Annotated in this window: 11 protein-coding genes; all 11 read right to left on the reverse strand. The window is 60.2% G+C overall.

Going from position 1 to position 13,496, the window contains the following annotated elements; translation table 11 throughout:
- Positions 1–86 precede the first annotated feature (86 nt).
- Positions 87–1,544, reverse strand: coding sequence for an efflux transporter outer membrane subunit (locus D882_RS01000000131440; protein ID WP_050590244.1), 1,458 nt, complete (start codon positions 1,542–1,544; stop codon positions 87–89).
- Positions 1,541–2,605 (reverse strand): HlyD family secretion protein, encoded by a 1,065-nt coding sequence (locus tag D882_RS0126355; RefSeq protein ID WP_027926016.1) that lies wholly within the window; start codon positions 2,603–2,605, stop codon positions 1,541–1,543. Before D882_RS0126355 ends, D882_RS01000000131440 begins: the two co-directional genes overlap by 4 nt.
- A gap of 26 nt (positions 2,606–2,631) precedes the next feature.
- Positions 2,632–4,167, reverse strand: coding sequence for an MFS transporter (locus D882_RS0126360; protein ID WP_027926017.1), 1,536 nt, complete (start codon positions 4,165–4,167; stop codon positions 2,632–2,634).
- 132 nt (positions 4,168–4,299) lie between these two features.
- A complete protein-coding gene (locus D882_RS0126365) occupies positions 4,300–5,220 on the reverse strand; it encodes a LysR family transcriptional regulator (RefSeq protein WP_027926018.1) in 921 nt (306 codons plus the stop codon).
- Between the two features lie 196 nt (positions 5,221–5,416).
- The gene (locus D882_RS0126370) at positions 5,417–6,283 is read right to left on the reverse strand and encodes an ABC transporter permease (RefSeq protein WP_027926019.1); all 867 of its coding nucleotides are present in this window, start codon (positions 6,281–6,283) and stop codon (positions 5,417–5,419) included.
- A 20-nt stretch (positions 6,284–6,303) separates the two neighbouring features.
- Complete coding sequence (locus D882_RS0126375; RefSeq protein WP_027926020.1) at positions 6,304–7,164, reverse strand: ABC transporter ATP-binding protein; 861 nt, start codon at positions 7,162–7,164, stop codon at positions 6,304–6,306.
- A 5-nt stretch (positions 7,165–7,169) separates the two neighbouring features.
- Positions 7,170–8,195, reverse strand: a complete 1,026-nt coding sequence (locus D882_RS0126380; protein WP_027926021.1) for an ABC transporter substrate-binding protein — start codon at positions 8,193–8,195, stop codon at positions 7,170–7,172.
- A 17-nt stretch (positions 8,196–8,212) separates the two neighbouring features.
- Positions 8,213–9,100, reverse strand: a complete 888-nt coding sequence (locus D882_RS0126385; RefSeq protein WP_027926022.1) for a TauD/TfdA family dioxygenase — start codon at positions 9,098–9,100, stop codon at positions 8,213–8,215.
- Between the two features lie 216 nt (positions 9,101–9,316).
- Positions 9,317–10,684: an HlyD family type I secretion periplasmic adaptor subunit gene (locus D882_RS0126390; RefSeq protein ID WP_027926023.1), complete on the reverse strand. Its 1,368-nt coding sequence runs from the start codon at positions 10,682–10,684 to the stop codon at positions 9,317–9,319.
- Complete coding sequence (locus tag D882_RS0126395) at positions 10,674–12,830, reverse strand: type I secretion system permease/ATPase (protein ID WP_027926024.1); 2,157 nt, start codon at positions 12,828–12,830, stop codon at positions 10,674–10,676. Before D882_RS0126395 ends, D882_RS0126390 begins: the two co-directional genes overlap by 11 nt.
- Positions 12,793–13,290, reverse strand: a complete 498-nt coding sequence (locus D882_RS1000000132770; protein ID WP_155953752.1) for a hypothetical protein — start codon at positions 13,288–13,290, stop codon at positions 12,793–12,795. Before D882_RS1000000132770 ends, D882_RS0126395 begins: the two co-directional genes overlap by 38 nt.
- Positions 13,291–13,496: the final 206 nt, after the last annotated feature.

The following is a 13,496-nucleotide window of genomic DNA, read 5'->3' on the forward strand; positions in this document are numbered from 1 at the left end:
TGGATCACTTTAAGGCGGCGCAGGTTCTTCGTCGATGCTGGCTTTGCGACCAGTGACGTAAGTCAGCTTGCAGATCCAGGTCTCAATCAGTTACTCGCCAACGGATACACCGACTCCCATCCCCCACCCAACGCCTTGTACAACCCGACCATCGCCAGCGAAACCCCGGTCGAACTCTCCACAAACTGCTCCTGCGTCGCCAGCAATGCGCCTTGTACCGTCAGCACATTAACGAAGTCCACCACGCCTTCCGTGTATTGCTGCTGCGCAGTGCGCAGGGCGATCTGGTTTTGGCGGACGGCTTCGGCGAGGCTGTCGCGGCGCAGTTGGCTGGCGTTGTAGGCGGCCAGTTGATCGTCGATTTCATGCCAGGCGCGCAGCACGGTTTGCTGATAGGCGATGGCCGCTTCCTGTTGCTGGGCTTCGCGCAGGTTCAGCACACCGCGCAGGCGACCGCCGTCAAACAGCGGCAGGCTGAATTGCGGGCCGATGCCGAATGAACGCGAGCCCCACGAACCAAAATCGCTGAGCTGCATGGCTTGCGAACCCAGGTTGCCCGACAAGGTGATCCGCGGGTAGAAGTCACCCTTGGCCACGCCGATGTTCGCGGTGGCAGCGTGCAGTTGCGCCTCAGCCTGGCGAATATCCGGACGGCGTTCAGCCAGCTGCGACGGCAAGCCGATCGCGACCTGGCGCGGGGTTTGCGGCACCGGCCCATCTGTGGATAACTCGGCGTGCAGCGCTTGCGGCGGTTCGCCCATCAACAGGCTCAACGCGTTGATCAGTTGCGACTGCCGCTGCTCCAGCGCGGGCAGGCGCGATTCGATGGCGGCAACTTGGGCGGCAGCCTCGGCGACATCCAGGTCAGTGGCAACGCCGTCGGCCAGACGCAGTTGCGAAAGTTTCAAACTGTGGCGGGCGACATCGAGGTTTTGCTCGGTAACAGCCCGAGTGCTTTGCACGCCGCGCAGCTGAATGTAGTCCTGAGCGGTTTCCGCGAGTACCGACAGCAGCACGCCGCGACGATCGTTTTCCGCGACTTCCAGCGTGGCGTCGGCGGCTTCGGTTTCGCGGCGTACACGCCCCCAGAAATCAAGTTCCCAGGAGGCGGAGAAGCCGGTGTCCCACAGGTTGAATGCCGAATCACCGTTGTGCCCCGAGGGATCGTTCAAGCCTTCGCCGCTGTTGCGTTTGCGCCCATAGCTGCCCGTCGCGGCCGTGTTGGGGTAACGGTTGGCGGTGATCACCTGGCGCGCGGCACGGCTTTGCTGCAAGCGGCTGCTGGCGAGTTTCAGGTCGAGGTTGTCGGTCAGGGCGCGCTGGGTCAGGGCGGAGAGTTTTGGGTCGTTGAAGACTTCCCACCAGCGTTCGTTCATGTCGGCGGTGACCGCTTCACCGGCGGCGGGTTTGGCCGGTTTTGACCATTCGGTGATTTGTCGGGCTTGAGGTTTGTGGAAGTCGGGGCCGACGGTGCAGGCTGACAGGCTCATGATCAGCAAGGCGCAAAAGGTCAGTTGAGGCCACCGCTCAACAAAAATCTTCATCGCTGAGCCACCTCATGCGACACGGCACTCGCCGTATCAATACTCGCCTCCACCGACATCCCCACGCGCAGCCGCGAGGCCAATGCCTGCCCAGGTTCGAGGACGATTTTCACCGGGATCCGCTGCACAACCTTGGTGAAGTTACCCGTGGCGTTGTCCGGCTTGATCGAAGCAAACGTCACGCCCGTCGCCGGGGCGATGCTCTCGACGCGACCGTTCAGCGCCTCCCCGCCGAGGCTATCAACCCGCACCTGCACACCCTGCCCTGGCTGAACGTTAGTCAGTTGAGTCTCTTGAAAATTGGCCACCACGTAAGCCTGCGCCAGCGGCACTACCGCCAGAATCTTGCTACCCGGTGTCACATAAGCGCCGACTCGCACGGCGCGCTCGCCGACCATGCCGTCCTGCGGCGCGACAATGCGCGTGTAAGACAACTCATAGCTGGCGATCTCCAGCGCGGCTTGCGCCCGTTTCAGTCCGCCTTCCGCCGCATCGCGCTGGGCCGTCAGGATGTCCACCTGCTTGCGCTCCGCCGCCAGCACCGCCATCGCGTTGGCCAACCGCGCATTGGCCTGATCGATGCGCGTGCGCGCTTGCTGAGCATTCTGCACCGTGCCGGCCCCAACACCGGCCAAGTGGTCGTAGCGGTTCAACTCATGCTCGGCGAACGCCATTTCAGCCTTGGCCGAGACTACCGAGGCTTGAGCCTGAGCGATCACTGAGGCCTGGCGCTCAAGGGTTGCGCGGGCATTTTGCAGTTGCGCCCTGGCCACCAGGGTTTCGGCGTCCGCCGCCTGAGCCGCAGCGCGCAGATCACGATCATCGATCAGTGCCAGCAACTGCCCGGTCTTGACCTGCTGGTTGTCTTCCACCAGCACCTCCTTGATAAACCCGGCCACGCGCGGGACCACCAGCGTGAAGTCCGCCGAGACAAACGCGTCATTGGTTTTTTGCTGCGTACGCGGACCGAAAAGGCCGGGCGTCAGCAGGCAAATCAGCACACTGACCGCCACTACTACGGCGACACCGACAGCTATCTTTTGCTTGGTTTGAGTCGTCATAAAAACCTTCTGTTTCAGTAAAGCGTTCAAGTCGGCGCGCGCGGTGGATACATCCGCGTCGGCAGCCAGAAAATCAGCAGGATCAACGCCAACGCGACGCCCGCCATGCACAGGTAAAGATCGGAAGAAGTCAGCACCACGGCTTGCTCGTGCAGGCGATGGGCGAGGCCCGCGCTGTCGCGTTCGGCCAGGGGCGAGTTGCCGAGGTTGTCCACCAGCATCGTCGAGTGAAAATGCAGCCTGGTGGTGGTCAATGCCTCGATGACGCCGGTCGCAATTACCGCTGACAGACCTTTCACCGTGTTGAACCAGGCCGAGGCGAACGGCCCTTCCATCGGCAAGATGCTGCCGGTCGACAGCATCAACAGCGGCAGGACGGCCATGGGCTGACCGAATATTTGCAGCAGTTGCAGCGCGTAGAAATCGTCGCGAATCCATGCTGACGTCAGCTGCGAACCACCGACGCACGACAGCGCCAACAGGCTCAAACCCGCGCCCAACACCCAGCGACAATCGACCCATCGCAGGTTGCACAACGCCGCCACCAACGGCAGCGCAATCAACTGCGGCAACGCCGCCAACAGCGTGATCGGCGCCGTCTGCACGGGCCGGTAACCCTGCACCTGAGCGAGGTAAGAGGACGGAATGATGATCACCGCCAGCAGTATCACCAGCACCCCGGCCAAGGTGAGCAAAGCAAACGAGAGGTTGCGGATGCCAAGCATCTGCATCTTGAAAAACGGTATCGGCTGCGACCATTCATTGATCAAAAACAGCACCAGCAACAGCAGCCCACCACCGAGCAATCCACAGATCAGGCTCGACTCGAACCAGTCCAGCCGATTGCCCTGCAAGATGCCGATCACCAGCATGCAGATCGCCGGAAAACCCAGCAGCAGTCCGCGCCAGTTGAAGTGCTTGAAGCGCTCCAGACGTAGCGGGTCCTGGGGCAAACCATAGGCCACCGCGCCCAGCGCCAGCAGACACGGCACGATGATCTGCCAAAACGTCCACTGCCAACCGACATACTCGGTCCACAACCCGGCCAGTGGTGTACCGAGACCGGGGCCGAACGTGGCGGTCAGCGCATAACCGGCCAGGCCATAGAGCTTCACATTGGCCGGCAGGAACCGCAGTGCGACGGTCATCAGCATCGGTGGCAATGCACCGCCGGCCAGGCCCTGCAACGTGCGCATGACCAGCAGGCTTTCGTAGTTCGGGGCGAATGGACACAACAGGCCCAACACCGTGAAGACGCTGATGGCGCACAGGGTGAATCGCCGCAGGGAGAACGTCACCGCACACCACGGCGCAAACGCCATGGCCGCCACCGAGGTCGCGGTGTAACTGGCGACCAGCCAGGTGCCTTCGTCGTAACCGATGGCCAATGCACCGCGAATATCCGCCAGCGCTACTTTGGTCACCATCTCGTTCAAGCCCGACACCAGCACTGCCAGCAACACCCCCACCAGACCGATGATGATCCGCGGGCCGAAGACCGGTGGCACGACGGCGGCGGGCGGGGTCACGGCGAGGGGTGCCGTGACGGTGAGGGAAGTCATTACGGCTTGCTCCGGGGGTTGAATACCGGGGCATTTTAAAAAGCGTGTGGCCTGACGAAAACTGACTTATCGACAGGTTATAAGTGCGCTAGACGCAACAATACAAAACCCCCTGTAGGAGTGGGGGTTGCTTCAGATGGGTTGTGCGGCCTGCCATGTTTCGTCGCAGCAGGTTTTGAGGGTTTCACGCAGCCAACGGTGAGCTGGATCATTGTCAAACCGTGGGTGCCAGGCCTGGGTCAGCATCAGGGTGGGCAGCGGAATCGGCAGGGTGAACGAGCGCAGTTTCAAACCCAGGCGTCGCACGCTCAGCAACGCCTCTTGGGGCACCGGCAGAATCAGATTGGAATCCGGCAACGCGAACATTGCCGCATGAAAGCTCGGCGCGATCACCGCCACCCGCCGCTCCAGCCCCAATGCGTTGAGAGCCGTGTCGATCGGCCCGCGGGCAATGCCACGGCGCGACATGCTGATATGCGAAAAACCGGCATAGCGCTCGGCGGTAATCTCTTCGTCGAACAGGGGATGGTCCTCACGCACCAGACCGACGAAGTGTGTCGAGAACAAGTTCTGCACTTTCACTTCCGGCATGACCGGACGATTGTTGCTGACACTCAAATCGATCCGCCCTTCACGCAGCGCTTCATCATCGCCATCGCCTTCCGGCACAAAGCGCAACTCACAGTGCGGCGCCTGGCGCTCCAGGGTGTCGAACAGTTTGCCGCCATAGACACCGACGAAAAAATCATTGGCGCGGATACTGAACCGGCGGCGCAACGAACCGAGGTCCACCTCATCGGCGGAACGAAACAGCAAGGCGGCCTGCTCGACCACGTCACGCACCTGCTCGCGCAGTTCCAGCGCCTTGGGCGTTGGCACCAGACCGCGCCCGGCGCGCACCAGGATCGGGTCGCCGATGGCTTCGCGTATGCGCGTCAGCGTTCGGCTCATCGCCGCCGGGCTGAGGTTCATCCGCCGCGCAGCGCCAACCACGCTGCCCTCATCGAGCAAGGCGTCGAGGGCGACCAACAGGTTCATGTCCGGGAGTTGCATGCTGAGCACTCGTGGCTGATCTGGATTGATTCAGACGCAATGCTAGCAAACATCTCTCAAATGATGTGTTGGCTGGATTGGCCCCATCGCGAGCAAGCTCGCACGATGGATTACATTGACCGACCATTTTGCGAACCATACAAAACCCTGTGGGAGCGAGCTTGCTCGCGATGGCTCAGACCAAACACCACAACTCTTACCGCTGCATCCCCCAGCGCTTAACGGTCACCCGCTCCAACGAATCAAACACCAGGTTCTCCACCAGCAACCCAATCAAAATCACCACCGCCAACCCGGCAAACACCTTGTCGGTGTACAGCTCATTACGGTTCTGAAAAATGTACCAGCCCAACCCACCCTTGCCGCTGGTCGCGCCAAACACCAACTCCGCTGCAATCAACGTACGCCAGGCAAAGGCCCAGCCAATCTTCAACCCGGCAAGTATCGACGGCAGTGCTGCCGGGATCAGGATAAACAGCACAAACCGCATACCCTTTAACCCGTAATTACGACCCGCCATGCGCAACGTTTCCGAGACCCCGAGAAAACCGGCATAGGTGTTCAAGGCCAACGCCCACAGCACCGAATGCACCAGCACAAAAATCAAACTGTTCTGCCCCAGGCCGAACCACAACAGCGCCAACGGCAACAAGGCAATCGCCGGCAACGGGTTGAACATCGAGGTCAATGTGCTCAGCAGGTCCCGACCGAACTGGGTCGACACCGCCAACGTGGTCAAGGCAAACGCCAGGACGATGCCGATCAGGTAGCCCTTGAGCAACACCACCAGCGAAATCCAGATCTTGCCCAGCAACTCACCACTGAGCAAACCGTCATACAGCGCGCTGGCGGTTTGCAGAAAACTCGGCAGCAGCAGGTCATTGTTCTGAACGCGGGCGACCACTTCCCACAGTACCGCCAGCAATATCAGGATCAGGCTTTTACGAATCCAGCCCTGTTGCCAGAGGCGCTGACCGAGGGGTAATTCACGCTCCAGCGGTACGCTGGTCAGCGGCTGCAAAACCGTTTCGAACGCTTCACGCGCAGATGATAAATGGCTCATCGGGCACTCCTCTCAATGGCTCAATAAGCGATGCGAATGTCGGAGAAATCCAGCTCACGCTCGGTTTCCGGCGACTGACCTTCATCGAACAACAACCGGTGAATCCGTCGCGCCGACTCCTGAAACGCCACGCCGCCAAGGCTGTGCAGATCGTATTGGTGGCTGTGGACTTCCGCCCGCACCCGACCCGGATGCGGCGACAGCAACAGAATGCGATTGCCCACCACCAACGCCTCTTCGATGGAGTGGGTGACGAACAGCAGCGTGAAACGCACCTCTTCCCACAGCAGCAGCAATTCTTCCTGCATCTTGCGGCGGGTCAGCGCATCGAGCGCGGCGAAGGGTTCGTCCATCAGGAGGATTTTCGGTTGCATCGCCAAGGCGCGAGCGATGGCGACTCGCGCTTTCATGCCACCGGACAAGGTATGCGGATAAGCATCGGCAAACGCCGCCAGCCCGACTTTTTCGAGGTAGTGCAGCGCCCGCTCTTCAGCTGCTTTACGCTTCAGGGTTTTCGATGCCAGCAGCGGAAACATGACGTTCTGTTTCACGGTTTTCCACGGCGGCAGTTGATCGAACTCCTGGAACACCACGATGCGGTCCGGCCCCGGCGCATGCACGGTTTGCCCTTGAAGACGGATCTCGCCCTCACACGGCGGAATGAACCCGGCTACTGCCTTGAGTAAAGTTGATTTGCCGCAACCGGACGGGCCGAGCAGCACAAAGCGGTCCGCCGGATCAATTTCAAAACTGACTTGATGGGTCGCTCGAACCACACGCTGCGGCGTGCGGTATTCGAGGCTGACGTTGTCGACCGACAGCAGCGCCTGGGCTGCAACGTTCGGTTTGCTGACCGTGTGGCCTTGCAAAGGGGCGTTCATTTCGATCAGCTCCCTTGCAGTGGCTTGGCGTCCTGGAAGAAATAGTCCTTCCACGAATCCGGTTTGTTTTTGATCGCACCCACGCGGTAGAGGAACTCGGCCAGTGGATACGTATTCTTCGGCGTGACGCTGAATTCGAACTGCGGGTTGTCGATGATTTTCAGCAACGCGGCGCGGTCGATTTTCGCCTTGGTGACGCGGATGTAAGTGTCGGCGGCAGCGCCTTTGTCGTTCTGCGCGAATTCGGCCGCTTCGGTCAGCGCCGCGATGAAGGCCTTATAGGTTTTCGGGTTCTCGTCTCGGAATTTCTCGGTGGCGAACAGCACCGTCGGCGAGTTCGGGCCGAGCACGTCATAGGAGTTCAACACCACGTGGACGTTGGGGTTGGCCAGCTCCTGATCCTGGAATGGCGGGTTGGAGAAGTGCCCGGACAACTCGGTGCCCCCGGCCACCAACGCAGCCGTAGCGTCCGGGTGCGGCACTGCAATGGTGTACTTGTCGAGGCGATTGAATTCCTTGTCACCCCACTGCTTGGCGGCCGCGTATTGCAGGAAACGTGACTGCACCGACACGCCCACCGCCGGCACCGCAATCCGGTCCTTGTCGGTGAAATCGGCGATGGTCTTGACCTTGGGATTGTTGCTCACCAGGTAGTAAGGGAAGTTGCCAAGCGAGGCCACGGCTTTGACGTTCTGCTTGCCGTGGGTGCGATCCCAAATGGTCAGCAACGGACCGACGCCCGCGCCTGCAATATCAATCGAGCCCGAGAGCAGCGCATCGTTGACCGCCGCGCCTCCCGACAGCTGAGTCCAGTCGACCTTGATGTCGATGCCTTCCTGCTTGCCGTACTTCTCGATCAGGTTCTGATCGCGCACCACATTGAGCAACAGGTAAACAATGCCGAACTGCTCGGCGATGCGGATTTCACCTTCGGCGTGGGCCGCGGTCGGCGCCACCAGGCTGCCGGCGATCAGGCTGAAACCCAGGCCGATAGCGGCCGCCAGCGGTGCAAAGGGAAAACGTTTGGACATGTGAGTTCTCCGATAAATCAGAAAGGCGCGTCGCCCTGAATGGTGGTGCGGTACAGCTTGCGGCGCAGATGGCTGGGGCATCCGGCGGCGAGGTGGATCAACGAACGGTTGTCCCAGAACACCAGGTCATGCGGTTGCCACTGATGGCGGTAGATGTTTTGCGGCAGCACGCTGTGGGCGTAGAGCTCGGCGAGCAGTTGCTGGCTCTCGTCATCCGGCAACCCAACGATGCGGGTGGTAAAGCCTTCGCTGACGAACAGCGCCTTGCGCCCGTTTTCCGGGTGCGTACGCACGATCGGGTGGACCACTTCGACAACTTGAGCGAGCTGTTCAGGCGTCAGGGTCGGGCGCCAGTTGCCTTCGAATTTGGTTTCGCTGTAGCGCGCCGTGTAAGAGTGCGCCGCGGATCGGCCTTCAACCGCTTTGCGCAACGCATCGGGCAGGTTGTCCCAGGCTTTGTGCATGTCAGCGAACAAGGTGTCGCCGCCCTCGGATGGCAGCTCTTGGGCGTGCAACATCGAGCCCAGGCTGGGCAGTTCTTTATAGGAAAGGTCCGAATGCCAGAACTTGCCAGCGTCACCTAAGCCGATGGATTGGCCGTTTTCGATGATGTTGGAAACGATGAGGATTTCCGGGTGGCCGGCCAGCAGGAATTGCTTGAGCACGTGGATCTGCAACACGCCGAATCGACGGCTGAAGGCAATCTGCTGCTCGGGAGTGATGCGCTGGTCGCGGAACACCACGACGTGATGATCCAGGTGCGCGCGATGGAGGCGGGTGAAGTCCTGGTCATTGATCGGGAGAGACAGGTCGAGGCCGATGATTTCGGCACCGACGGCGCCCCTGAACGGGCGGATGTCGAAGGTTTGTGGCGCGATGCGGTTGGTAGCAGAGACAGCTGACATAAAAAATCACTCCCACGCACGGCACGCTCAAGGGCGCGCGCGTCGATCAAGAAACTCACGGAGGTCCCGTGTTGGTTCGTGTCGTGCGGCGCGCCGATTGGTCGGCAGGTACGCAGGAGAGTGACTTTATAGGTATAAGAATTGAAATTTAAATACCGTTAGTGAATAACGATATGGCTTTTAGGGATGTGCTGTTTTTCAGGCCGCCATCGCGAATTATCGCTCGTGCAACGCCTCAGCCCGCGCCCGAATAATCGGCTTGAGCAAATAGCTGAGCACTGACTTCTTGCCGGTGATGATATCCACCGACGCCACCATCCCCGGAATGATCAGCAACGGCTTTTCATCCGTGCCCAGGTGGCTGCGATCGGTGCGCAGCTTGATGATGTAGTACGTGGTCTTCTTGTCTTCATCGGTGATGGTGTCTGCACCGATCTGCTCAAGCTTGGCCTTCAACCCACCGTAGATGGTGTAGTCGTACGCCGTGAACTTCACCGTCGCCTCTTGCCCCGGGTGCAGGAAGGCGATGTCTTGCGGGCGAATTTTCGCCTCGACCAGCAAGGTGTCGTCCAGCGGCACGATTTCCACCAGGTCGCTACCCGGCTGGATCACGCCGCCAATGGTGTTCACCAGCAGCTTGTTGACGATGCCGCGAACCGGAGATGCCACCAGCGTTCGGCTGACCCGGTCTTCCAGCGCTTTGCCGGTGGCCTGGGCCTTGTTCAGGTCGGTGCGTGCTTCGTTCAGTTGAGTCAGGGCTTCGCTGCGGAATTTACCGCGTGTCTCGTCAATCTTGCGCTGCACTTCCTTGATCGCCGATTCGGCGCGAGGGATCGCCAGTGTCGTGGCATCCAGTTGTCCACGCGTTTCGACTTCGGCACGCCGCAGGCGCAGCACTTCAACCGGCGACACCGCGCCCTGGGCCACTAACGGCTCGGACATGTTGATTTCCTGGCGTTGCATACTCAGTTGCTGGCGATACTGCGACTGTTTGGAGGTGAACTCACGCAGCTCTTGCTGACGCTGGATCAACTGCTCCTGCAAACCACCGATTTCATCGTGCAGTTGCTGACGACGGCTCGTGTACAGCGACTCTTCGCTGGCCGCCTGAACGGGCACGGCTTTGAGCACGTCCGCCGCGAAATTCAGCGGACGGTCGTCGACTTCCGCGCTCAAGCGTTCAACCCGCAGTAGCATCGACAAGCGATCCGCTTCGGTCTCGCCGACATTGGAAGCGAAGCGCGTATCGTCGAGGCGAATCAGCGGCGCACCGGCCTCAACGATCTGCCCTTCTTTGACGAACAGCTCGGAGACGATACCGCCCTCAAGGTTCTGGATTTTCTGGATCTTGGACGATGGAATCGCCTTGCCGTCGCCCTTGGTGACCTCGTCGATCACCGCGTAATGGGCCCAGAGCATCAGGAACACGAAGAAAGCGATGATCGCCCAGATCGTCAACCGCACCACGCGTGGGGCGTCTTCGATGAGGGCTTTGTTGACCTCGGGCAGTGGCTGGCCATGCAACGAATCGGAGCCTTTGAAGTAACGACCGATCGAATTTTTGAACCCCGACTTAAGCAACACTGATCTGCCCCTTCTTCAACGCTTCCATCACGGCGGCTTTCGGGCCATCGGCAAGAATTTGTCCACGGTCGATGACGATCAAGCGATCCACCAGCGACAACAGCGAAGCCCGGTGCGTGACCAGCACCACGGTTTTACTTTCCACCACGGCCGCGAGGCGTTGTTTGAGGCGTTCTTCGCCGGTGTTGTCCATGGCACTGGTCGGCTCGTCGAGCAGCAGGATTGGCGGATCAAGCAACAGCGCCCGGGCCAGCGCGACATTCTGGCGCTGACCGCCGGACAGGTTCTGCCCGCGCTCACCGACTTGCAGTTCGTAACCTTGCGGGTGCAGACGGGCAAACTCGTGCACGCCGGCCAGTTCGGCGGCCTGCAGGACCAATTCGTCTTCTACATAACGCGCGCCCGACACCAGGTTATCGCGCAAGGTACCCGCCAGCAGCTGGATGTCCTGAGCCACGTAGCCGATGTTGTGGCGCAACTCACTGACGTCGATCTGACGGATGTCGACGCCATCCACCAACAGCGCGCCGTCATCCGGTTGGTACAGGCCCACCAGCAGTTTGGCCAGGGAGCTTTTGCCCGAGCCGCTGCGACCGATGATGCCGATTTTCTCGCCCGGCTTGATGATCAGGTTGATGTTCTTCAGCGCCGGATTCTGCTGTTGCGGATAGGTGAAGCTCATCTGCCGGCATTCGATGGCACCTTGCAACACCTTGCGGCTCAGCGGGCGCTCTTCGAAATTGCGCTCTTGCGGCAACTCCATCATTTGATCGACTGAGGTCATGGTCACCCGCGCTTGCTGATAACGGGTCAGCAGGCCGGACAGCGAAGCCAGCGGGCTCAGCGCACGACCGCTGAGCATGTAGCAGGCAATCAGGCCGCCCATGCTCAGGTTACCGGCGATGATCTGGTACACACCGAAGACAATCATGATCACCCCGGCCAGTTGCTGGATCAGCAAGGTGATGTTCATCGCCAGGCCAGAGAGCATTTTCACCCGCAGTTCGAGGCGGCTGAGGGTGCCGATGGTTTGTTCCCACTGATACTGGCGTTCGCTTTCGGCGTTGTTGACCTTCACCGCGTCGAGGCCGGCGAGGGTTTCGATCAGGCTCGACTGACGCTCTGCGCCGAGGGCCATGGTTCGTTCCATGGTCGCCACCAGCGGTTTCTGCAGCGCGTAGCCGATCAGCAGGGCAATCGGGAACGCCAGCACCGGGATCCATACTAGGTGTCCGCCGAGTATCGCGATGACCATGAAGATCAGCAGCGTAAACGGCAGGTCGATCAGGCTGGTCAGGGTCAGCGAGGCGAGGAAGTCGCGCAGGCTCTGAAACTCATGGATGTTCTGGGCGAAGCTGCCGACCCGCGCCGGGCGGTATTTCATCGCCATGCCGACAATGCGCTCGAACAGAGTGGCGGAGATGATCAGGTCGGTTTTCTTGCCGGCCAGGTCCAGACACAGACTGCGCAGGCTCTTCAGAATCAGGTCGAACAGGTAGGCACCGGAGATGCCGATGGCCAAGACCCACAGGGTCGATTCCGCCTGGTTCGGCACCACGCGGTCGTACACATTCATCACAAACAGCGGCGCGGCCATGGCGATGATGTTGATCAGGAAACTGGCGGCGATGGCGTCGGCGTACAGCCAGCGCGAACGCTTGAGGGTGTCGCGGAACCACGAACGCGCACGCGGAATCAGCGTGCCGTGATTGACGTCGAATTTGTGCTGGGGTTGAGCGAAAAACACTTTGCCGGTGTAGTCGTCGGCGAGCAATTCACGACTGACGACACTTTCGCCGCCATCGCATTCACTCAGCAGTACGCGCGCCTGGTCGTCACCGTGCCAGCCGAGCAGGACCGCACTGCGGCCATCCTTGAGCAACAGCAATGCAGGCATCGCAATCGCCGGGATCTGCTCAAGCTTGCGTTGCAGCACCCGACCTTGCAGGCCGGCGCGAGCGGCGGCGCGAGGCAGCAACTCAACGCTCAGGCGTTGCTTGGGCAATGGCAGGCCGGTGGTCAACATCGCGGCGCTGGCCGGTTTCTGGTGCAGCGTGCACAGGGCGAGCAGGCCATCCAGTAACGGATCGTCATGCAACGCGCGTGGATCATGGATGAGTTGAACTCGACTGACTTCTGATTCCACGCTCGACACTCTTGGCTAACGGTAAAAAGGGAGGACTCAATTCATCCCGGAAAGCGGAACCTGGCTTCACGTCGTTCTGCACAACGGATGCCAACGGTGCAACCACTCCCTGGCGCTTGAGCAACCGGCTCATGGTCGCCTTGAATCGGTGATGAGTAAATAACTGAATGTTTTTGAGCTCGGCGGCTTGTTGACGCACCACTTCACTGGACGTCGAGAAACCGTCAAACGCCATTGGCGAGAGGCGCTGGCGCGACGCCTGCGGAGCAAAATTTCCCCGGTGATTATGGGTCGATGCTGTTCGCGTGGTGACGCTATTCAGTGTCTTCATGACAATTACCGCCCAGCAGATCGCCCCTTGGAAGTATCCCCCTTTGGCCGTCTTTAACTGATAATCCGCGCCCAATCGATTATTAACACCTGCCTGGACTTCCGGATGGACTTCCAGTGCCTGTCGCATGGCCTGCGCAAAGCTCTGTACCCGAACAAAACCGGTGCCTGGAGCGATGGGGCGAAGCCTTGAATCAGTGCAGACGAACGGTTTCTATTTCCCTGAATTACTTGTCGTAAATCACTGTGAAACATACGAACGCATCGGAAAATGACCACCCGAATGACCGTATGTCGGAAAGTTTAAAATTGGACCCGGATCACACTCGACGGGAC

This window comes from Pseudomonas sp. URMO17WK12:I12 (assembly GCF_000514395.1).
Classification (GTDB): Bacteria; Pseudomonadota; Gammaproteobacteria; order Pseudomonadales; family Pseudomonadaceae; genus Aquipseudomonas; species Aquipseudomonas mucoides.

Coding starts and splice junctions, on each gene's coding strand:
- D882_RS0126355 (WP_027926016.1), bottom strand. CDS start 2,605: ATGACGACTCAAACCAAGCAAAAGATAGCTGTCGGTGTCGCCGTAGTA.
- D882_RS0126385 (WP_027926022.1), bottom strand. CDS start 9,100: ATGTCAGCTGTCTCTGCTACCAACCGCATCGCGCCACAAACCTTCGAC.
- D882_RS0126375 (WP_027926020.1), bottom strand. CDS start 7,164: ATGAACGCCCCTTTGCAAGGCCACACGGTCAGCAAACCGAACGTTGCA.
- D882_RS0126365 (WP_027926018.1), bottom strand. CDS start 5,220: ATGCAACTCCCGGACATGAACCTGTTGGTCGCCCTCGACGCCTTGCTC.
- D882_RS1000000132770 (WP_155953752.1), bottom strand. CDS start 13,290: ATGCGACAGGCACTGGAAGTCCATCCGGAAGTCCAGGCAGGTGTTAAT.
- D882_RS0126370 (WP_027926019.1), bottom strand. CDS start 6,283: ATGAGCCATTTATCATCTGCGCGTGAAGCGTTCGAAACGGTTTTGCAG.
- D882_RS0126360 (WP_027926017.1), bottom strand. CDS start 4,167: ATGACTTCCCTCACCGTCACGGCACCCCTCGCCGTGACCCCGCCCGCC.
- D882_RS0126380 (WP_027926021.1), bottom strand. CDS start 8,195: ATGTCCAAACGTTTTCCCTTTGCACCGCTGGCGGCCGCTATCGGCCTG.
- D882_RS01000000131440 (WP_050590244.1), bottom strand. CDS start 1,544: ATGAAGATTTTTGTTGAGCGGTGGCCTCAACTGACCTTTTGCGCCTTG.